Origin of the sequence: Phyllobacterium sp. UNC302MFCol5.2 (genome assembly GCF_000686005.1) — a bacterium.
In the GTDB taxonomy this organism is placed as follows: Bacteria; Pseudomonadota; Alphaproteobacteria; order Rhizobiales; family Rhizobiaceae; genus Phyllobacterium; species Phyllobacterium pellucidum.
Genome location: NZ_JMLL01000011.1, coordinates 441,973 through 463,010, shown reverse-complemented (window position 1 = coordinate 463,010; position 21,038 = coordinate 441,973). Strand labels below are relative to the sequence as shown.

The 21,038-nt window shown below is 59.3% G+C and carries 20 protein-coding genes and 1 riboswitch; of the genes, 11 read left to right on the top strand and 9 right to left on the bottom strand.

Annotated features, from left to right (window positions below):
• Positions 1 to 69: 69 nt before the first annotated feature.
• Together BR48_RS0113555 and BR48_RS0113550 are read left to right on the top strand one after the other, a co-directional pair.
• Positions 70 to 738 (top strand): hypothetical protein, encoded by a 669-nt coding sequence (locus tag BR48_RS0113555; RefSeq protein ID WP_036814556.1) that lies wholly within the window; start codon positions 70 to 72, stop codon positions 736 to 738.
• A gap of 139 nt (positions 739 to 877) precedes the next feature.
• Positions 878 to 1,483 (top strand): PadR family transcriptional regulator, encoded by a 606-nt coding sequence (locus BR48_RS0113550; protein WP_027231793.1) that lies wholly within the window; start codon positions 878 to 880, stop codon positions 1,481 to 1,483.
• Positions 1,484 to 1,549: 66 nt separating this feature from the next.
• On the opposite strand, the gene bmt is transcribed toward BR48_RS0113550, so the two are convergent.
• Complete coding sequence (gene bmt / locus BR48_RS0113545; protein WP_027231792.1) at positions 1,550 to 2,563, bottom strand: betaine--homocysteine S-methyltransferase; 1,014 nt, start codon at positions 2,561 to 2,563, stop codon at positions 1,550 to 1,552.
• Between the two features lie 108 nt (positions 2,564 to 2,671).
• Complete coding sequence (locus BR48_RS0113540; protein ID WP_027231791.1) at positions 2,672 to 3,502, bottom strand: helix-turn-helix transcriptional regulator; 831 nt, start codon at positions 3,500 to 3,502, stop codon at positions 2,672 to 2,674.
• 115 nt (positions 3,503 to 3,617) lie between these two features.
• Here BR48_RS0113540 and BR48_RS0113535 point away from each other — a divergent pair, with 115 nt between their 5' ends.
• Positions 3,618 to 4,655, top strand: a complete 1,038-nt coding sequence (locus BR48_RS0113535; RefSeq protein ID WP_027231790.1) for a fatty acid desaturase — start codon at positions 3,618 to 3,620, stop codon at positions 4,653 to 4,655.
• Positions 4,656 to 4,661: 6 nt separating this feature from the next.
• Positions 4,662 to 5,432, top strand: coding sequence for a PhnD/SsuA/transferrin family substrate-binding protein (locus BR48_RS0113530; protein ID WP_027231789.1), 771 nt, complete (start codon positions 4,662 to 4,664; stop codon positions 5,430 to 5,432).
• Here BR48_RS0113530 and BR48_RS0113525 read toward each other — a convergent pair.
• From BR48_RS0113525 to BR48_RS0113505, 5 genes are all read right to left on the bottom strand, one after another.
• Positions 5,409 to 7,985: an FAD-dependent oxidoreductase gene (locus BR48_RS0113525; RefSeq protein ID WP_027231788.1), complete on the bottom strand. Its 2,577-nt coding sequence runs from the start codon at positions 7,983 to 7,985 to the stop codon at positions 5,409 to 5,411. The genes BR48_RS0113530 and BR48_RS0113525 overlap by 24 nt on opposite strands.
• Positions 7,986 to 8,044: 59 nt before the next feature.
• Entirely contained in the window at positions 8,045 to 9,625 is a 1,581-nt protein-coding gene (locus tag BR48_RS0113520) for a trimethylamine methyltransferase family protein (RefSeq protein WP_027231787.1), read from the bottom strand.
• Between the two features lie 236 nt (positions 9,626 to 9,861).
• On the bottom strand, positions 9,862 to 10,935 hold the full coding sequence (locus tag BR48_RS0113515) for a glycine betaine/L-proline ABC transporter ATP-binding protein (RefSeq protein ID WP_027231786.1): 1,074 nt from the start codon (positions 10,933 to 10,935) through the stop codon (positions 9,862 to 9,864).
• On the bottom strand, positions 10,928 to 11,815 hold the full coding sequence (locus tag BR48_RS0113510; protein ID WP_027231785.1) for a proline/glycine betaine ABC transporter permease: 888 nt from the start codon (positions 11,813 to 11,815) through the stop codon (positions 10,928 to 10,930). The genes BR48_RS0113515 and BR48_RS0113510 overlap by 8 nt, the downstream gene beginning before the upstream one ends.
• A gap of 132 nt (positions 11,816 to 11,947) precedes the next feature.
• Positions 11,948 to 12,952: an ABC transporter substrate-binding protein gene (locus BR48_RS0113505; RefSeq protein WP_027231784.1), complete on the bottom strand. Its 1,005-nt coding sequence runs from the start codon at positions 12,950 to 12,952 to the stop codon at positions 11,948 to 11,950.
• A 383-nt stretch (positions 12,953 to 13,335) separates the two neighbouring features.
• On the opposite strand from BR48_RS0113505, the gene BR48_RS0113500 reads away from it, so the two are divergent.
• On the top strand, positions 13,336 to 13,683 hold the full coding sequence (locus BR48_RS0113500) for a hypothetical protein (protein WP_027231783.1): 348 nt from the start codon (positions 13,336 to 13,338) through the stop codon (positions 13,681 to 13,683).
• Between the two features lie 218 nt (positions 13,684 to 13,901).
• Positions 13,902 to 14,039, top strand: coding sequence for a hypothetical protein (locus tag BR48_RS26220; protein ID WP_155810881.1), 138 nt, complete (start codon positions 13,902 to 13,904; stop codon positions 14,037 to 14,039).
• Positions 14,040 to 14,349: 310 nt separating this feature from the next.
• On the opposite strand, the gene mmsB is transcribed toward BR48_RS26220, so the two are convergent.
• Both mmsB and BR48_RS0113485 read right to left on the bottom strand, forming a co-directional pair.
• The gene (mmsB, locus tag BR48_RS0113490) at positions 14,350 to 15,240 is read right to left on the bottom strand and encodes a 3-hydroxyisobutyrate dehydrogenase (RefSeq protein ID WP_027231782.1); all 891 of its coding nucleotides are present in this window, start codon (positions 15,238 to 15,240) and stop codon (positions 14,350 to 14,352) included.
• Between the two features lie 25 nt (positions 15,241 to 15,265).
• Positions 15,266 to 16,432, bottom strand: coding sequence for an isobutyryl-CoA dehydrogenase (locus tag BR48_RS0113485; RefSeq protein ID WP_027231781.1), 1,167 nt, complete (start codon positions 16,430 to 16,432; stop codon positions 15,266 to 15,268).
• A 109-nt stretch (positions 16,433 to 16,541) separates the two neighbouring features.
• On the opposite strand from BR48_RS0113485, the gene BR48_RS0113480 reads away from it, so the two are divergent.
• The 5 genes from BR48_RS0113480 (at position 16,542) to cobW (ending at position 21,038) form a co-directional block, all read left to right on the top strand.
• Positions 16,542 to 17,990 carry a cobyric acid synthase gene (locus tag BR48_RS0113480; RefSeq protein ID WP_027231780.1) on the top strand — a complete coding sequence of 483 codons (1,449 nt, stop codon included), beginning with the start codon at positions 16,542 to 16,544 and terminating at the stop codon, positions 17,988 to 17,990.
• A 148-nt stretch (positions 17,991 to 18,138) separates the two neighbouring features.
• Positions 18,139 to 18,373, top strand: a riboswitch (cobalamin riboswitch).
• Between the two features lie 48 nt (positions 18,374 to 18,421).
• Positions 18,422 to 18,598, top strand: a complete 177-nt coding sequence (locus tag BR48_RS0113475) for a CbtB domain-containing protein (protein ID WP_027231779.1) — start codon at positions 18,422 to 18,424, stop codon at positions 18,596 to 18,598.
• Between the two features lie 127 nt (positions 18,599 to 18,725).
• A complete protein-coding gene (locus tag BR48_RS0113470; RefSeq protein ID WP_027231778.1) occupies positions 18,726 to 19,457 on the top strand; it encodes a CbtA family protein in 732 nt (243 codons plus the stop codon).
• Positions 19,457 to 19,981, top strand: a complete 525-nt coding sequence (cobU, locus tag BR48_RS0113465; protein ID WP_027231777.1) for a bifunctional adenosylcobinamide kinase/adenosylcobinamide-phosphate guanylyltransferase — start codon at positions 19,457 to 19,459, stop codon at positions 19,979 to 19,981. The genes BR48_RS0113470 and cobU overlap by 1 nt, the downstream gene beginning before the upstream one ends.
• A gap of 4 nt (positions 19,982 to 19,985) precedes the next feature.
• Positions 19,986 to 21,038: a cobalamin biosynthesis protein CobW gene (cobW, locus tag BR48_RS0113460; protein WP_027231776.1), complete on the top strand. Its 1,053-nt coding sequence runs from the start codon at positions 19,986 to 19,988 to the stop codon at positions 21,036 to 21,038.

Here is a 21,038-nt window from a genome sequence, read left to right as displayed (position 1 = left end):
TGGGCCTCCGCAATCAAGGGTTCGGGCAAGGGATGAGCTTTACATTCATGGCAATGGGCGGTGACGCCGATGCTTGACACGATCACCGCCGCGCTGGAACCCCACGGGCTTGTTCCACGCGGCGGCTTCGTATTCGACGCAGCAGATGACATCCCGGTCCTGCCTGATGGCACGCGAGCCCGAAGCGTCGTTCTTATCGGTCATTTCGGCTCGTCGATCTGGCAAGCTTTCACCGCCTGGCGTCGGGAAAATCCGGGGGTAGCCAATCCGCTCGATACGTGGTCAAAGCAGGTCCTCAACGCGATTGCCAGCGAATTTGGCGGGTACTCCGTCTTCCCCTCGGACCGACCTTATTTGCCGTTCCAGCAATGGGCGATGCGCGCGGAAGGGTTGCGGCCGTCACCGCTCGGCCTGTTGATCCACCCGCAATATGGTCTCTGGCAGGCATTTCGCGGTGCACTCCTGTTTCGGCAATCCATGGCTTTTGCGCCGCTCCAAGAAAACGGCCATCCATGCGACGTCTGTGCGTCAAAACCGTGTCTCAGTGCATGCCCTGTCGATGCTTTTGACGGCGAAACTTATGCCGTGGCGCGCTGCCGCGATTATCTCGCAACGGAGCCAGGCCAGACCTGCATGGAAGGCGGCTGTCTTGCCCGGCTGGGGTGCCCGGTCGGACGGCAATACGCCTACTTTGGCGATCAGCAGCGCTTCCATATGACCGCCTTCGCGCGTTCGTAAGCATTATATCCAGACGAAATTTCCCATTCGGTTCAATATGTTGATATGATTTACTGTTAAAAGATATATCTTTGGCTTGAATAAAGATATATCGTTTGTTAGATATAACGCATTGAAGTACTAACTAGGAGAAATTCCCATGCATAATCATTGCAGACACAATCACGGCCATGGCGGCGATCACTGGTCGCGGATGGACAGGATGGCCGGCTCTCACGAAGGCGGCGGACGTTTCAGCGGTCGCGGTCGCGGCGGGCCTTTCGGCCGGCATCGTGGCGGCCCCTTTGGCGGACGCGGTCCGCGCATGTTCGATCCGGGCGCACTACGTCTCGTCGTTTTAGGCCTGATCGCAGAAGAGCCGCGCCACGGCTACGACGTCATCAAGGCTCTCGAGGCGCGGTTCCAGGGCGCTTATAGCCCAAGCCCGGGTGCGATCTATCCGGTGCTGCAGATGATGGAGGAGGCCGATCTCGTTACCTCCAGCACCAACGGCAACAAGCGACTCTATACGATTACCGAGCAGGGCCTGGCTTATCTCGAAGAGAACCGCCCCGAACTCGACAAGATCAACGCGCAGCTCGACGACGCTTCCGGCGAAATACGCGGAGCGGCACTCGGCGAGGAGATGCACGCCTTGCGCTTTGCGCTCCATTCAAAGCTGCGCAGTGGTTCGCTTAACGCGGAAAAGGCCGAGCAGCTGCGCGAAATCCTCAAGAGGGTCCGTCGCGAGATCGAAGATCTCTGACACCTGTGAAAGCCAACAAAAAAACCGGCAGCCTCCGCTGCCGGTTTTTTCTTCAAAGTCCGTTGATTATCCGCGGCGCCCGCGACGCTCACGCTTCGGCGTATCGTCCGCATGGGCAGCGAGCTTGTTGCGCATCGGTCCAATGGTCTCGATGATCGTCTCGACAGTCGGGCGCGGACCGCTGGTGTGGCTGTCGAGCGCCTTGCGCATGGCGGCGAGATGCTCGAACGAGGTTCCGCAGCAGCCGCCGACAATCTTGGCGCCGCCGTCAATTGCGAGGCGAGCATAGTTTGCCATCAGATCGGGCGTGCCCGAATAGAAGATTTCCGAGCCGCGGAATTCGGGGATGCCGCAATTGCCCTTGATGACGATCGTCGCTTCAGGATTTGCTTCGCTCATATCGAGAAGCGAGGCAAGGATATCGGATGCGCCGACGCCGCAGTTGGCGCCGACCGCGACGGGCTTTGCTTTCAGGCCTTCGGCAACGCCATGGATTTCCTTGGGCGGCAGGCCCATCATCGTCTTGCCGGCCGTGTCGAAAGAGCCGGTATAGACATAAGGCAATCCGACCTTGACCGCAGCTTCGGCAGCGGCGCGGATTTCGCCCGGCGCCGACATTGTCTCGATCCAGGCGACATCGACGCCGCCGGCCTTGAGGCCTTCGAGTTGCTCGGTAAAGGCTGCGACGGCATCTTCCTCGGTGAGCGCGCCAAGCGGGACGAGCAGTTCGCCGGTCGGACCGACCGAGCCCGCGACAATGACCTTGCGGCCGGCATTGTCTGCGACTTCGCGCGCGAGTTCGGCCGCCTTCTTGTTGAGTTCGAAGACGCGGTCCTGGGCATGATGCAGTTTCAGGCGATGCCGTGTCCCGCCGAAGGAATTGGTAAGGATGATATCGGCGCCGGCATCGACAAAGCCCTGGTGGAGGGCAGTGATCTTTTCAGGCTTGGCTTCGTTCCAGAGCTCCGGAGCTTCACCCGCTTCCAGGCCCGATGCAAACAGGTTCGTGCCTGTCGCGCCATCGGCAAGGAGAACACCCTTTTCGGCAATAAGGTCGGCAAGCGGATTGTGAATGGTCATGGGAACGTCCCTTAAAACAAGTTAGATAACCATATAAGGAAGTCTTTATATGTGGTCAATGCTTCTTTGCGACATCGGCGCTCGCGAGCGGTCGCAAACCGCAAAGCGCTAGGTGACCTTGAGCGATGAAATATAGGTCGCAACCTCGTGAGCGTTGACCTTGGCGACGCGGATCAGCCCGTCAAAGTGTCGCTGCATGGTGAGCACCGCCTCGGTCGTATAGAGCACGAGGTACATCTCGCCGACGAAGATGGCGGCGCGGTAGGGTCCGAATACCGTATAGGGCACCGAATAGCGCTCGCGCCCATCGTAGAGATAGAGGCGAAACGAGGGATAGAGTTCGTCCACCAGCGACGCCATATGTTCAAGTTGCTCGACACGGACCTTGCGCGGCAGGTCACCCCAAAGGCTGCAGCCTGCCGCGAAATCATGCAAGGTCTGGAACGGCATGCATACTTCCATGTCCGTACCGGGCTGGCGGTTATAGTCGAGGCGGAACGCTGTCTCGCTCATCTGTATGGCTGGATCGCGATGGACCATCAGGGTTTCATAGGCGATCACCGCTTGCGTGCGCAGAAGATCGGGGATACGGGCTGGCACATAACGTATCTTCGTGCCTGTGGCCTCCGCATGCCATTTGACCAGCAAGGTCTGGTTGTCGAACCCTTCTTCGATTTCAAGACTAGGACGCAGTTCGCCGGTAATACCCTCGTCCTGGCTGAGGCCAAGCAGCCAGTCAAGCGATACGGAATGCCGTTCGGCGATGTTGAGCAGCGTTTCCACGCGGGGCAGGCGGGTCGATTGCCCGGAGAGCAACTGGGAGAGCGCAGAGCGGTCTATGCCAACGGAAGCCGCGAATGCGGATTGGTTTTCTCCGCTGCGGGTAAGCAGGCTCTTGATCCGCTCCTGAAAAAGCCGTGCAAGGTCGCGCTTGTCCATGAAAACACCCGATTGTTTATTATATACAACAAGTGCGCCCTTTGGTGACCAAAATCAACACTTTCTCACAATAATCGCATTGCTGACAGTTCCTGACAATGAGACCATGAAAATCATGGAATCAGAAAGACATACCGAAATACCCGCCTCCCGATCTCAACACCCGCGAAAACACCCCGGCATTGAGTGGCCAACCATTGCGCTTCTCACAGCATGCTATGGAATGTGGTTCGTAGGGGGATATTATCTCTATCCGGGCCTGCCGATCATCGCGCTGGTCCTCATGGGGCTTGCTGTCGCGTTCCATTCATCCTTGCAGCATGAAGCCCTTCACGGTCATCCGACGCGCAGTGGCATGATCAACGAACTCCTCGTTTCGCTGCCGCTCGGCCTTGTCTTTCCCTATCGCCGCTACAAGCATCTGCATCTCAAGCACCATGCGGACGAGCGCTTGACCGATCCCTACGATGATCCCGAAAGCTACTACCGTGCGCTCGGTGACTGGGAAAAACTGCCGGGCTTTGTGAAAGCGTTGCTCAACTTCAACAATTCGCTGGTCGGCCGCGTTGTCATCGGCCCGTTTCTCATGGTGGTCGGTTTCGCCATCACCGAGATCAAACTCGTAAGGGGCGGCGACAAGAAAACGCAAACGGCATGGGTGCTACATGGCCTTGGCCTCGTCCCGATGCTCGCGATCGTTTGGTTTATCTTCGGAATTCCCGTTTGGCTCTACGCGTTGACGTCCGTCTATCTGGGCTTGGCGATCATCTCGATCCGCAGCTATTGCGAACACCAGTGGTCGGAACGCCCGGACGGGCGGACGGTTATCGTCGAAAAATCGCCCTTGGCGTTGATCTTCCTTAACAACAATCTTCACTTCCTCCATCATAAGCGTCCGACTGTACCTTGGTACGATCTGCCGGGGCTTTACAGCGAACAGCGTGATGAATGGCTGAGGATGAATGGCGGCTATGTCTTCCGCAATTACTTCGAGATTCTGCGTGCCTATGCATTCAGACAGAAGCAGGATGTTGTTCACCCGGTGCTGCGCCGCGAACTGGCTCCCGGCCGCGCTTTCCGGCCTCGGGCACATGGCATCAGTCTGCAGGGCGGTTCGACCGTTCCCATTCCAGCCGAGCCTCCCAAAGAGTAGCTGCGCATGACGTTGATTGCGGCGTTGCCGATGTATGACTGGCCGGAAATGCAATCGGAGCTTCGTGCGCAATGGCAAAGAATGCGCGGCGTGCTGCTCGACAATGGCTATGACGCGCCGGAAAAGCTCGTTTCCCGCAATGGCGACCTTCCGGCGGTTCCAGGCGGCATCAGAGACCGGTCAGGCAATTTGATTGCGCCTGACCCAGCGACGCTGCCTCCCGACGAACTCGACCTGCCGACCTTGTGGCTCCATCCGGCATTGCTGATCACCCAGACGTGCTGGGGGCCGATGGAACTCGGCATTCAATCCCATGTTCATCTTGCAGGTCAGGATGACTACTCGGGCATTGAGGGCGGGGACGGCTCGCTTTACTCGAGTGCGCTCGTGATGCGGCGCGCCGAGGGGCGGGCGGCAGTCGCTGCGCCGGAAGACGGCAAGCCCGTACTGCCGCTGGAACTGCTTCGCGGCAAACGCTTTGCCTTCAACAGCCACGATTCGATGTCGGGCTACCTGGCGCTGCAACGCGACCTGGTGGCGTCCGGTGAATCACTTGCGATATTTGCCGGCGAACTCCAGACCGGCGGACACCGCGCCTCGGTGGCTGCTGTGGCGTCCGGCAAAGCGGACGTGGCCGCCATCGACTGCAAATCCTGGGCGAGAAGCCAGCGCTTCGACGCGGCAGCAGCCACACTTGCCGTTGTCGGCTGGACCGGCAGGCGCAAGGGCCTGCCGTTTATTTCCGCACTGCCGCTACCCGCGCATCTTTTCGCCTGAGGGATCGAACGGCGGCTCGAGATTGATGCGGGCGGGGCGCCGCACACCGAGAATCTCTACCTCGAACAGGCCATTGGATTCGTTTGATGCGAGTTCCGCCGGCACGTAACCCTGCGCCATCGAATGCTGGACGAAGTGGGCGTAGCCACCGGACGTGACCCAGCCGACAACGCGCCAGTCGCCCTGTACGGCGCCCTTGTCACTCGCGTCCGAGACCACAGCACCGGACGCATCGAAGCGGGGAGCGCCGACGCCATGGCCTGCCTGGACCGTACCGTAGTCCTTGGAGACCTTGGCCCAGATCGGCTCGTCGCCCATCACGTCGGCGGCGCCTTCGCCGTGCGGAACATCGATGAGGAAGGAAACCCGGCGCAGCTTCGTGCTGGTGCCGGCGTCAAACTCAGCCTTTTCCCTGGCGGCATGTTCGCGGCCGATGAAATCGTTCTTCGACAGCTTGATGAAGCGATCCATCGATCCCTCATAGCCGCCATAGATGGGGCGCAGTTCGCGAAACCATGTGGGGAAGTTCTTTTCGAGCCGCATTGAGAGCAGAGCACGCATGCCGAAATCGACAATGCCGAAGGCCGCGCCCTCGTCCTTGATCGCCTTGTAGACGAGGCGCTGATAGGCGGGTTGCATCCAGATCTCGTAGCCAAGGTCACCCGTATAGGAAATGCGATTGACCTTGCACGGCGCGCCGCCAACGGCCACTTCGCGGAAATCCATGAACCGGAAGGCGGCATTCGACACGTCTTCGTCGACGAGCTTGGCAAGGAGGTCGCGCGACTTCGGCCCGGCAATCGCAAGACCGACCAGTGTCTGGTCGAAGCGATGGATATGCACTGAGCCATCCTTCGGCTGCTGCTTCTGGAACCAGCGCATGTGATAGCGCTGGGCGGCAGACGAACCCCAGATCAGGAAGCGGTCATCGGCCGCCTTGGCGATGGTGAAGTCGCCGATGAGCTTGCCCTCTTCATTGAGCATGGGCGTCAGGACGAGCCGTCCAACTTTCGGCATCGTATTCGTCATCAGGCGCGACAAAAATGCTTCGGCGCCGCTGCCGGTTATTTCATACTTGGCGAAGTTGGCAATCTCGGTGACGCCGACGCCGGCGCGTGTCGCCCTTACCTCGTTACCGATATGCTCGAAATCGTTGGAACGATGATAGGAGACGATGTCGCGCGCTTCAGTGCCCTTCGGCGCGAACCAGAGCGGCGTCTCAAGGCCCCAGGAATCGCCCATGACGGCATTCTGCGCCACCATCGTATCGTAGAGCGGCGTGGTTTGTTGCGGCCGCGCTGCGGGCAACTCCTCGTTGGGGAAGCGGATCGAGAAGCGCCGCGAATAGTTCTCGCGCACCTTGGCGTTGGTGTAGCGCAGCGTCGCCCATTCGCCGAAACGCGCCACGTCCATGCCCCAGACGTCGAAGCCGGGTTCGCCATGAACCATCCAGTTGGAGAGCGCGAGCCCGACGCCGCCGCCCTGGCTGAAACCGGCCATGACGGCGCACGCTGTCCAGTAATTGGTAAGGCCGGGTACTGGGCCGACCAGAGGATTGCCATCCGGCGCAAAGGTGAAGGGGCCGTTGATGATCTGCTTGATACCCGCCTTCTCGATGCCGGGGAAATGCTTGAAGCCGACTTCGAGGGAAGGGGCGATGCGGTCGAGATCGGGCGCCAGAAGCTCGTGGCCGAAATCCCATGGCGTGTTGACCGGAGACCAGGGCTTTGCGGCCTTCTCATAGGTGCCGAGCAGGATGCCGTTCCGCTCCTGGCGGGTATAGATCTCGCCCTTGAAATCCATGACGCCGATGAGTTCGCGGCCCGTGGACTTATTGAATTCCATAACCTCCGGAACATCCTCGGTGAGAAGGTACATGTGCTCCATCGCAAGGACCGGCAGTTCGAGCCCGACCATGCGCCCAACTTCGCGGGCCCAGAGACCGCCGCAGTTGACGACATGTTCGGCCTTCACGGTGCCCTGTTCGGTGACGACGTTCCATGTGCCGTCGCTATCCTGCGTGAGTTCGACGACGCGGTTACGCAGGGTGATTTCAGCACCGAGCTTGCGCGCGGCCTTGGCATAGGCATGGGTGGTTCCGGAAGGGTCGAGATGGCCCTCGACCGGGTCCCACATGGCGCCGACGAAATTCGTCTCGTCCATGAGCGGGAACATGGCCTTGGCCTCCGATGGCGTGATCAGCTCCGTATCCATGCCGAGATAGCGACCGCGCGCGTGGGCGAGCCGCAGGAAATCCATGCGCTCAGGCGAATCCGCCATCATGACGCCGCCTGTCAAATGCAGGCCGCAGGACTGTCCGGAAAGCTCCTCGATTTCCTTGTAGAGACTGACCGTATAGGCCTGGAGCTTCGCAACGTTGGGATCGCCATTGAGCGTATGGAAACCGCCGGCGGCGTGCCAGGAAGAGCCGGACGTCAGCTCCGAGCGTTCGATCAGCATCACATCGGTCCAGCCGGCGCGCGCAAGGTGGTAAAGCACCGAACACCCAACGACGCCACCGCCGATGACAACTGCTTTAACGTGCGATTTCATACTCTTATGCCTCGTATGTGGAAAAGTGATTCAATGCGTTGAGACTTCGATTCAAGCGATCAGAAATCCGTGGGCGCGCCGCCTTCGGATTTGCGGCGGGCCACGAAGGCGTTGATGGCCTCTTCGACCGCGGGGTCGATTTCGGGTTTCTGGTAGGTTGCAAGGCGCTCCTTCCAGATGCGGTTGGCCTTCTCGATCGCAATCGGCGAGCCGGCCTCCTGCCAGGTTTCATAATTGCGCCAGTCGGAGATGATCGGTGCGTAGAAGGCCGTCTTGTAGCGCGACTGCGTATGAGCGGTGCCGAAGAAATGACCGCCGGGGCCGACGTCGCGCATGGCATCGATGCCGAGCGCGTCTTCGGAAAGATCGAGCGGGGTCAAGAACTCGGCCACCATCTGCAGGAGGTCGAAATCGAGGATCATTTTCTCATAGGAGCAGCAAAGGCCGCCTTCGAGCCAGCCGGCGGAATGGAGCATGAAGTTGCCACCGCCCTGGATGGCGCCCCAGAGGGAGAAGACCGATTCGTAGGCGGCTTGCGCGTCCACGGTGTTGGCGGCGCAGACATTGGAGGTGCGATAGGGAATACCGTAGCGGCGGGCAAGCTGGCCGCCGACCAATTGCGCCTTCATGTATTCGGGCGTGCCGAAAGCCGGCGCGCCGGACTTCATGTCGACATTGGACGTAAAGCCGCCATAGCCGACGGGCGCGCCTTTCCTGACCATCTGCGTGAACGAAATGCCGGCAAGCGCTTCCGCGTTCTGCTGCACGAGGGCACCGGCAATCGTCACCGGAGCCATGGCGCCGGCGAGGGTAAAGGGCGTTACGATGACGATCTGGCCATTGCTCGACATCTGGATGATGCCTTCCATCATCGGTATGTCGAGCTTGAGCGGGGAATTTGTATTGATGATCGTATAGCAGGACGGCTCTTGCTGAAGCTGTTCGTGGCTGACACCGCGCGCCAGGCGGGCGATCTCGATACCGTCCTGATTGCGCTCCTTGCCCAGCGAATAGATGTGGAACGCCTTGTCGCTGAGCGTCGCAAGGTCGCGGATGCATTCGAGATGCCGCACGGACGGGTGAATATCGATCGGCTCGACCGGATAACCGCCGGTCGTGTTGATGATATTGTGCATCTGGGCGAGCTTGATGAAATTACGGAAGTCGGCCTGGTTGCCGGAGCGCCGACCATTGTCGGTATCCGAGCAGTTTGGCGCCGAACCCATCTGCGCGAAGATGAGATTATTGCCGCCAAAGCGGACATTGTGGGCCGGGTTGCGGGCATGCAGGGTAAATTCGGATGGCGCATGGCCGACATGTTCAAGAATCATGTCCTTGTCGAAGCGAACCCGCATCGATCCGGGGCGAACGTCAGCACCGGCGCTCTTCATGATTTCGCGGGCGCCGTCATGCAGAACCTCGACGCCGATTTCCTGCAGGACCCGCAGCGACGCGTCGTGGATCGATTCGAGTTCGTCGTCCGAGACGATCTTGGTCGGCGTGAACGGAATTTTCAGCTGGCGAAACGGCGGCTGGTCGAAGGCTCCGCTTTCGGTGCTGCGCGGCCGCGCTCGTCCGCCCCGTCGTCCGTGATCCCGCGCTGACGTGTTGGTTTCGATCTCGATTGCCGGTTCGCTCATTGCCCATGCCCTTCGCTTGCACGTCTTGCGTGCGCTGTTGCCACTATCGCCAGAGCGGCATTGTGCGTGCGCGGCGTGAGCGACGCTGAGCGCAAAGGAAGCGACATGGTGTGGGGTGGGTCGCTGGGGCCAGAGTTGGGCCAATCAAGGGCGGTTCTTGGAGTTCGTCCACACCCCCTCTGTCCTGCCGGGCAAAGGGGGGTGAAACGACCCCACATATAGGAACTACAGTATGCCTACTCCGCAGCCGCCTTCGACGTCAGGTGGCTGATTGGCGTAACCATCGCCTGGATCAGGTTGTTCATGCTGATGACGCCGGTCGGCTTGCCATTGTCATCGATGATCGTTGCATATTGCTGGTTGGCGTCGGTCATCGTCTTGGCGGCTTCCTCGAGGATCGTGCCGGTGCGCACGGTGACGCCGCCGCTCGTGGCCGGAGCGCCCGCTGGCGTTGCGATCGTATCGACCATGATGACGCGGCCGCGGTTCACTTCCTTGACGAAGTTGGAAATGTATTCGTCCGCGGGCTGCAACACGATGTCCTGGCCGGTGCCCTGCTGCACTACCTCGCCGTCGCGCAGGATGGCGATGCGATCGCCGAGGCGCAGCGCCTCATCGAGATCGTGGGTGATGAAGACGATGGTCTTGCGAATTTCCTTCTGGAGGTCGAGGAGCACCGACTGCATGTCCATGCGAATGAGCGGATCGAGCGCCGAGAAGGCTTCGTCCATCAGGAGGATCGGTGCGTCGTTGGTCAGCGCACGGGCAAGCCCCACGCGCTGCTGCATGCCGCCCGACAACTGGTTCGGGTAGTGGCCCTCGAATCCCTTGAGGCCGACACGCTCGATCCAGCGACGCGCCTGTGTTTCCTGCTTGTCGCGGGGAAGTCCCTGGATTTCGAGGCCGTAGACCGTATTGTCGAGGACGGTGCGGTGGGGAAGCAGCGCAAACTTCTGGAACACCATCGCGGTCTTGTGGCGACGAAATTCGCGCAGATCGTTCTGGTTCATCTTGCAGACATCGGCGCCGTCGATGATCACCTCGCCGGAAGTCGGGTCGATAAGGCGGTTGATGTGGCGGATAAGGGTCGATTTACCCGATCCTGAAAGCCCCATGACAACCTGAATGCAGCCCGCCGGCATGTCGATGTTGATGTCTCTGAGGCCGAGCACGTGCCCATGCTGTTCGTTGAGCTCGGTCTTGGACATGCCCTTCTTGACGGCTTCGACGTAACTGACGGGTCTCTGGCCAAAAATTTTGTAGAGATTCTTGATCTTGATGCCTGCACCCTGGACCGAACGATCAGCCATGGACCACCTCCTGATGCTTCTGAAGACGCTTGCCATAGGCCTGACTAACGCGGTCGAAAATGATGGCGATGCCGACAATGGCAAGGCCGTTGAAAAGCCCGAGTGAGAAGAACTGCCCGTTGACGGAGCGCAGCACCGGCTGGCCAAGGCCCTGGACGCCGATCATCGAAGCGATGACAACCATCGCCAGAGCCATCATGATGGTCTGGTTGATACCGGCCATGATTGTCGGGAGGGCAAGGGGGATCTGCACGTTCTTGAGGCGTTGCCAACTTGACGAACCGAACGCGTCCGCGGCTTCAAGGACGTCCTTGTCGACGAGCCGGATACCGAGATTGGTGAGGCGGATCATTGGCGGGATGGCGTAGATCACCACCGCTATGAGACCCGGCACCTTGCCGATGCCCAGAAGCATGACGACGGGGATGAGGTAGACGAAGCTCGGCATCGTCTGCATCACGTCGAGAATTGGATTGACCACGCGCTGGAAACTGTCTGACCGGGCCATGATGATGCCGATCGGAATGCCGACGAAGATCGAAACGACGGTGCCGACGAAGATCATGGCGATGGTCTTCATCGCATCGCTCCACATGTCGAAATAGCCGATGAGGAGGAGCGTGATGATGGTGCCGGCAACGATCTTCCAGTTACGGCTGGCAATCCAGGCGATGCCTCCGATCAACAGCAGCATGATCGGCCACGGCGTCGTCGTCATGAAGCGCTCGGCTTCAATGAGGAAATACTGCAGCGGCTGAAAGAACGATTCGATGATGTCGCCATATTCGCGGGTAAAGGCCTTGAAGCCTTCGTCCATGGCCTTCTTGAGGTTGCGCAGCGTGTCATCATTCATGTTCGGGAATGAATAGAACCAATCCATGTTGGTATCCCCTTCATTGGGCCATTGAGGCTCGTTCTCTCTAATGACCGAAGCGCTGGACGATTATACGTTCAGCCTGTTCCAGCGAGGTAATAAATTGCGGCAGGGCCAGTGCCCTGCCGCAAAACATTATTATTGTACGGCAGCCTTGATCTTCTCGGCGGCTTCCGGAGAGACCCACTTGGACCAGGTCGCCTCGTTGTTTTTCAGATAGTACTTGGCGCCATCTTCGCCCGTCGCCTGGTTGTCGACCATCCAGGCAAGAAGCTTGTTGGCTTCCTCGGTCGAGATCTGGCGCTTCTTCAGGTATTCGAAGGCATCGCCGGCGCTGTCGGCAAACTTCTTGGTGACGATGGTGTAGATATCAGCCTTCGGCCAGCCATTCGGCTTTGGATCCGGGCAATCCGCGATGGCGTTGCAGCGGTTCCATTCCTTTTCATCCCATGCCACGCCGTTGTCGAGCTTGACCATCGGATACTTGCCGAGAATGGCGGTCGGACCCCAATAATAGCCGAGCCAGGGTTCCTTGCGCTCATAGGCCTTGGCGATCGAGCCATCGAGGCCCGCAGCCGAACCCGTATCGACAAGGGTGAAGCCGTGCTTGTCGCCCTCAAAAGCCTTGTAGAAGTTCGTCGTCGTGATCTGGCAAGCCCAGCCTGACGGGCAATTGAAGACGGCGCCCTTCTTCGGATCTTCCGGAGCAGGGAACAGTTCCGGATGCTTCATGGCATCAGCAATGGTCTTGATATCGGGGTGGGCATCCGCGAAATATTTGGGGATCCACCAGCTTTCCGTGCCGCCTTCGGTGATCGCCGGTGCAGCGTAGACGAGTTTGTTTTCCTTGACTGCCTTTTCAAGCGGCTCGCGGACGGCGTTGAGCCAGCCCTCGGGGGCGATGTCCGGCTGCCCCTTTTCGATCATGGACGTGAAGGTTGGAACAGTATCGCCGGCTACGAGCTCGGCGTCGCATCCATAGCCTTCGCTCAGGATGATCTTATCGAGATTGGCAAGTGCCTCGGCCGATTGCCAGTTCATGTTGGCAATCGTAACGGTGCCGCATTCCGCAGCCGAAGCCGACGCGGAGTAGCCGAAAAACCCAGCGGCAATCAGAAAAGTTGAAGCAAGCAGCTTCTTCATGTTCTTTATCTCCCACTCTTTGACAGTTCACCCGGTAACGAATTCTAACTTGGTACTGCCTTACCTAGTCGTTCGCTTATGTGCCATTTGGCATTCTTATCCCGTCAGAATGCAATGGAATCATCGAATTAATGCGGTGTATCGCGACAAGCCCTGTCGATATAGCGACGCCGGGATAAAGGATGCGACACCAAACGGCACATGGCTCCATCAGGTATCGTAACAAGGGTTTAGACGAAAGATCAACGCTTTAGACGATCTGCCTGCACGATCTGCGGATTTGACTGCCCGGATCCGGCACCCACCGATATTTTCCGCACGGCATGAAACCATTTTGCCCGCCGAAGGTTTGCAATGGGCCTGCCAAAGAAAAGGAACTCCCGATGAAATCTGCGCTGAAGACCGGACGCCAAACCCGTGACCTGCAACTGGCATCCATGGTAATTGCCATGCGCGTGCCAATGATGATGTTGGAGGCGATGAGCGAGAAGGGTGGCGGCGCAGAAACGCACCGCGCCGTTTCAGAAAAAGTCGCAGCGTCCGTGGATGGTGTCGTTTCCGCGCAGATTTCGCTCATGAACTCCGCAGCGACGTTCTGGTTTGACGTCATGCGCGGCAGGTCGCCCGCAAGCCTCGTTTCCGAAGCCGCCAATAAGGCTGCCGCAGCGGCATTGCGGCCGGGGCGAAAGACGTTGCAGGCGAACTACAAACGACTTGTTCCGGGAAGCTAAACAGCTTTTCCGTTAGCGTCACGCTTAATTTTCGAGAGTGATTTTATAAAACTTACCTTTCTGTAAGGGCGAGGTATGCGCTTCCGGCATGGTGACCATGCAAAAATGCAAGGGTTCCTGCTGTAAATGCGACATGCCATGGCGAAATTTCGTGATCAAACTTTGAGCAAAAAGCGCATTTGAGCGGCAACAACTCATTTCCTTTCGAGGTCGCCAAAATGCTCTACATTTTCAATCGCAATAACCGCGTGCACATTTCGTGGAATGCAACCGAAAAGCGCAACGCTCCGTCCAGCAATGCAAAGAGCGGTATCGGCTCCGCATTGTCCTTCATCTGGACCCGTTCGGCCGGCTAATCGATCAACGAGACGGCATGTGAACCGCTGCCTTTGAGGTGGCGGTTTTTCTTTGCTCTGAATTTTCTAAGGATGCAAAAAAACCGCCCTGTTCACGAGGGAACAGCGCGGTTTTTGCCAAGTTACGCATGGCAGTTCTGCCGAACTCAACGCGGGCAGAAAATTACAGCTCCGGTACGCGGTACCTGATCCGGAGCGGGGAACAGGTTTGACCCTGCTCGCCCGTAAAGTTTTAGCCGGACATCGTTACCGCGAGGTTATCGAGAACTTAAGCAAATCTAAATTTGCGACTTTTCCGCCAGGATTGTCGTCAGCCTTCGCGCTTGGCGTCGCGCAGATAATTGATAATGCCGGAGAAATCCGATCCTTCATTGCCCGCTTCCCCAAACTCGGCATAAAGCGCCTCGGCATGGGCGCCGAGCGGCGTCGCTGCGCCAACACTTGTCGCCGCCTCCTGCGACAATTTAAGGTCCTTGAGCATGAGCGCGGCAGCAAAGCCCGGCTTATAGCCATTGTTGGCCGGAGAGGTCGGCACCGGTCCCGGTACCGGGCAATAGGTCGTCAGCGACCAGCATTGGCCGGAAGATGTGGAGGCGACGTCGAACAGCGCCTTGTGCGAAAGCCCAAGCTTTTCGGCCAGCGTGAAAGCTTCGCTGACACCGATCATCGAAATGCCGAGGATCATGTTGTTGCAGATTTTGGCCGCCTGGCCGTTGCCCGCTTCGCCGCAATGAACGATCCGCCCGGCCATCGGTTTCAAGATCGGTTCGGCTTTGACGAAGGCTTCATCGGAACCGCCCACCATGAAGGTGAGGGTGCCCGCCGCCGCGCCGCCAATGCCGCCTGAGACAGGTGCATCGACGGACAGCAGTCCGTTCTCCGCGGCGATCGCATGCGCCTTGCGGGCGGAGTCGACGTCGATCGTCGATGAATCGATGAAAAGCGCGCCGCTTCGTGCTGCCTTGGCAACCGCCTCGTAGACCGAAAGCACGTGCTTGCCGGCCGGGAGCATCGTAATGACAACATCGGCCTCGGCGACGGCGGCCTCGGCATTATCTGCAATCGTTACGCCGTTGCCCCGCGCGGTATCGAGGTTTTCGGGCACGAGATCGAACCCAAGTACGTTATGGCCTGCCTTGACGAGATTGGCGGCCATCGGGTTGCCCATATGTCCAAGGCCGATAAAAGCGACAGTCGTCATCGCACTTCTCCCTCAATTTGAAATTTCAACGGCCCGTCATGTGCCGCGCGATGATAACTCGCATGATTTCATTCGTGCCTTCCAGGATCTGGTGCACCCGCAAGTCACGTACCAGTTTCTCCACGCCATAGTCGTGCAGGTAGCCATAGCCGCCATGGATCTGCAGAGCGTCGTTGGCGATATCGAACCCCTTGTCGGTGACGAAGCGCTTGGCCATGGCGGACCATTTGGAAGCGTCGTGCGTTTTGCGGTCAAGCTTTGATGCCGCTGTGTAGAGCAGCATGCGGGCAGCTGAAAGCTCCGTCTCCATATCGGCAAGCTTGAACTGAAGCGCCTGGAACTCATTGATCGCCTTGCCGAACGCCTTGCGCTCACTGGCATAGACCAGCGCCTTGTCGAGGGCCGATTGCGCGCCGCCAAGCGAGCATGCCGCAATGTTGAGCCGCCCGCCGTCGAGCCCGCCCATGGCAATGCGAAAGCCGTCACCTTCCTCGCCGAGCCGGTTGGCAACTGGGATACGGCAGTTCTCGAAGATGACCTGGCGGGTGGATTGGGCGTTCCAGCCCATCTTGTATTCATTGGCGCCAAATGAAAGGCCGGGCGCATCTTTAGGCACGACCAGCGCAGAGATGCCCTTCGGTCCATCCTCGCCGGTGCGCACCATCGTCACGTAAAGGTCGGAATCGCCGGCGCCCGAGATGAACTGCTTGGCGCCGTTGAGGATGTAGTGATCGCCCTCACGCACCGCGCGGGTCTTCAGGGCGGCGGCATCGGAACCGGAGTTCGGCTCGGTCAAGCAATAGCTTGCAAGCCACTCCATCGATGTCAGGCGCGGCACGAAGCGTTGACGTTGCTCCTCGCTGCCGAACGTGTCGATCATCCACGCGCCCATGTTGTGGATGGAGATGAATGCCGAGAACGCCGGACAGGCGGCGGCGAGCGCCTCGAAGATCAGCACGGCATCGAGCCGTTTCAGGCCTGAACCACCGACATCCTCGCGCACGTAGATGCCGCCCATGCCGAGCGGTCCGGTCTCGCGGATGACATCGGCGGGGAAATGCTTGTCGCGATCCCACGCCAGCGCGTTCGGCGCGACGCGGTCGGCGGCGAAGGCGCGCGCCATGTCCTGGATCGCCAGTTGATCCTCATTGAGTTCGAACTGGCCAGCGGTCGAATCAACGCTACTGTCCATGGCACCCTCCCTGCATTTCTTATTGCTTGCCACTCTATCCCAAGCTTCCCGGGGCGCAACGTCCAAGGCAGGACTAGGAAGAGAAAGACATATCCGCTACTCAAAGCCCATGACACGCGCAATCATGTTGCAGGGAACCGGTTCAGATGTTGGGAAATCCGTCCTGGTGGCGGGTCTGTGCCGGCTTGCGCACAAGCGCGGGCTGGTTGTCCGGCCGTTCAAACCGCAGAACATGTCGAACAATGCGGCGGTCAGCGATGACGGCGGCGAGATAGGTCGCGCGCAATGGCTGCAGGCGCTGGCCTGCGGTGTGCCGTCCTCCATCCACATGAATCCCGTGCTCCTGAAGCCGCAGTCGGAAACCGGCAGCCAGATCATCGTGCAAGGCAAGGTCTGGGGCCAGGCGAAGGGCCGGAACTACCAGAAGCTCAAGGGGCAACTGCTCGATGCCGTGATGCAGTCCTTTGACATCGTTTGCGATGGTGCCGATCTCGTCATCGTCGAGGGCGCGGGCTCGCCTGCCGAAATCAATCTGCGGGCTGGCGATATCGCCAATATGGGCTTTGCAACCCGCGCCAATGTGCCGGTCGTTCTCGTCGGCGATATCGACCGCGGCGGCGTCATCGCATCGATTGTCGGCACCCACGCGATCCTGCCGCCGGAGGATCGCGCCGCGATCATCGGATATATCATCAACAAGTTTCGGGGCGACGTCTCGCTCTTCGACGAAGGCTTGAAGGCAATCACCCGGTTCACCGGCTGGCCTTCATTTGGCGTCGTGCCATGGCTGAAGGATGCTTCCCGGCTTCCCGCAGAAGATTCCGTCGTGCTGGAGCGATTGGTAAAGGGGAACGGCCGCGCGCTGAAAGTCGCGGTGCCAGTGCTTGACCGCATTGCCAATTTCGACGACCTCGATCCGCTGATGGCCGAGGCTGATGTCGATGTCGTGTTTGTCCGAAGCGGGGAGCAACTGCCCGTCGATGCCGGTCTCGTCATCATCCCCGGGTCGAAATCGACGATCGGTGATCTTATACGCTTCCGGGAAAACGGCTGGGACAAGGACCTCAACCTTCACCGGCGTCGCGGCGGCTCGATCATGGGCATATGCGGTGGATATCAGATGCTCGGGCGCACGGTGCGCGACCCTGAGGGCATCGAAGGTGCAGTGACGCAAATCGAGGGCCTTGGCCATCTCGATATCGAAACGGTGATGGAGCCGGAGAAGACCGTTCGCAATGTTGCGGCTCATTCGCTGCAATACGACGTGCCGCTGAGCGGCTATGAAATCCACCTTGGCAAGACGACCGGCCTGGATTGCAGCCGCCCGACGGCGATGATCAACGGCGTCGAGGATGGCGCGATTTCAGCCGACGGTAAGGTCTTCGGGACCTATATGCACGGCCTGTTCGGCACCGATGCCTATCGCTCCGCATTGCTGCGTTCGCTGGGAATCAACGCCAATGCCTTCGACTACAGGGCGGGCGTCGATGCCGCGCTCGATTCGATAGCCGACCAACTGGCTGAAGTCCTCGATGTCCATGCGTTGATCGCACGTTGAGTATGTAGACCTGTGCGAAACATTATTGGGTGCCAATCCTGGCGACGGATGACGAATACAGGAACACCGATCTCGAAGTTTTCCCTTGACCGTACTAAAGCGAAAAACGTCGCGCGGTTTCGTTTGACATTCTCGGTGCTTGGTGAATAACGTTCAACCCATGATTGGTTCCCGTTCGGCCAAAGGCCATGGGATCAAAAGGGAATGCGACGGCCGTACCCATCAGGGCGGCCCTACCGCAGCCGACCCCGCGACTGTAGAGCGGCGAGGATTCATGCCAAGGCCTAAGGCGCAAGCCGAGGGCAGCCACTGGGAAACCGGGAAGGCGGCATTGATCCTGCGACCCGCGAGCCAGGAGACCTGCCAGTCATAGGGCAATGGTGCCCAAGACCGAAGGGGAATGTCCCTTCTGGCCCTGCACGGAGGTTGTTATGGCTGCACGTACTTCGACTACGATATCTCTCCCGCTCGCATCGCGTCTGACGACGGCGGTGGTTTCAATGCTGCTCGGCGTGTTCATCGTTTATGGCGTGGGTCTTTCCCATTCCGAAACGCTGCACGATACGGCGCACGACACCCGCCATTCCTACGGATTCCCCTGCCACTGAGGTTGGAGCCCGGCTGGATGTAATGATTCGGCCGCCACCGCTTAAGCATTGAAAACTGAGGGTTTATCTGGTCCGGGTGTCGTTTCGACAGCCCGGTGTCTTGATATGGGAATTCGGAGAGATATCGATGTTGGTTAAATATCTTCTGGCTACGATCGTGGCCGGTCTGTTTGCTGGTATTCTATTGACGCCAGCCATGTACGTGCGCAGCGTGCCACTTATCCTGCACGCGGAAGAATATGAGAACGCCGCAGGCGGCCACGAGCACGAGCATGCCGCAGCGCCTGCCGCCGCCGGCGAGACCGCACCTGCCGTGGCGCCGCACACTCACGAAGAGGAAGAGGCGAGCCCGGCGCTGCCATTCGGCCGCTTGGGTAATACGTTGCTGATCAATCTTGTCGCCGGAGCGGGTTTCGCCCTGATCACTGGCGCGGCCGCCTTGTTTCTTGGACGCAAGATCACCGTGCAGAACGGCATTTATTGGGGCTTGGCCGGGTTCTTCATCTTCAACCTCGCGCCATCGTTCAGTCTTGCCCCGGAACTGCCGGCCATGCCCGCCGCCGATCTCGCGACACGGCAAGCCTGGTGGCTCATCACGGTGCTGCTGACTGCGGGCGGCGTCTACTTCATCGTTCTGCGTGAGGAAATCTGGGCGAGGGTACTCGGCCTCGTGCTCATTGTTGCGCCGCATATCTATGGCGCTCCGGAAGCGGACGATCTTACTTCCGCCGTGCCGCCGACACTGGCATCCGAGTTCGCGGTATCGACGCTCGCGACCAACCTCTTCTTCTGGGTGGTGCTCGGCACTGCGCTCGGCTTTGCCATCCAGAGCTACGCGGCCTCGGAGCTTGAGGCCTGATGGCCGTGCTGGAGCGCGGGGTCACCTTTGTGCTCGGCGGCGCGCGCTCCGGCAAATCCTCCTTTGCCGAAGGACTGATCGAGTCATCCGGCAAGGAGGCGATCTATCTTGCGACGGGCAGGGCGTGGGACGATGAGATGTCCGCTCGCATCGACCACCACAAGGCGCGGCGCGGCGTATTGTGGACGACGGTCGAAGAACCGCTCGATCTGGTTTCCGCGCTGGAAGTGCATGCGGCCGAGGGCACAGCGGTTCTTGTCGACTGCCTGACACTTTGGGTCACCAACCTCATGATGGCCGAGCGTGATGTCATGGCGGAAACGGCAAGGTTTGCCGCAGCTCTGCCGCATCTCAAAGGTGCGGTCGTTTGCGTCTCCAACGAGGTTGGCCTCGGCATCGTTCCGGAGAACCGCATGGCACGCGACTTTCGCGATCATGCCGGTCGTCTCCATCAAGCTGTGGCTGGCGCCGCGGCAACAGTCTATTTCGTGGCAGCAGGTCTGCCGCTCAAAATGAAGGGATAACAACATGCAGGGTCAGAAGATTCCGGCAACGGTCATCACCGGCTTCCTTGGTTCGGGCAAGACGACGATGATCCGCAATCTGCTCGAGAATGCCGATGGCAAGCGCATTGCGCTGATCATCAATGAATTCGGCGATCTCGGTGTCGATGGCGGGTTGCTCAAGGGCTGCGGTATCGAGGCTTGTCGCGACGAGGATGTGATCGAACTCAACAATGGCTGCATCTGCTGCACCGTGGCTGATGATTTCATCCCGACCATGACGAAACTGCTCGATCGTCCCGATCGTCCTGATCATATCGTCATCGAAACTTCGGGCCTTGCGCTCCCGCAACCGCTGGTGGCGGCATTCAACTGGCCGGAAATCAAGACGCAGGTGACTGTCGACGGCGTCGTGACCGTGATCGATGCCGCCGCAGTTTCGGAAGGTCGCTTTGCCGACGATCACGACAAGGTCGACGCGCAGCGGTCGCAGGACGAATCGCTCGACCATGAGAGCCCGCTCGAAGAACTCTTCGAGGACCAGATCCGTGCAGCGGACCTCATCATTCTCAACAAGACCGATCTCATCAGCGGCGATGAACTCGACGGGGTGAAGGGCGACGTACAAAGCCGTTCGGTGCGTGCCCTCAACATGATCCCCGCAAGCTTCGGCAGGATCAGCAACCAACTGCTGCTTGGCCTTGGCGTCGGTACCGAGCAGGATATTGCCAACCGCAAGTCGCATCATGAGATGGAGCATGAAGCCCGCGAGGAACACAGCCATGACGAATTTGAGAGCTTCGTCGTTGGCCTCGGGCCGGTTTCCGAGCCGAAGTCTTTTGTCGAGAAGCTGAAAGGCGTGATCGCCGATCATGACGTTCTGCGCCTCAAGGGCTTCGTCGATGTTCCGGGCAAGCCGATGCGCCTCGTTGTCCAGGCGGTAGGCTCGCGCATCGAGCATTATTTCGATCGCAGCTGGCATCCGGGCGAGGAGCGGCAGACACGGCTCGTCGTCATCGGCCTTCACGATATCGACGCGGTAGCCATCGAATCGGCGATGAACGCGGCGGCTGCCTGA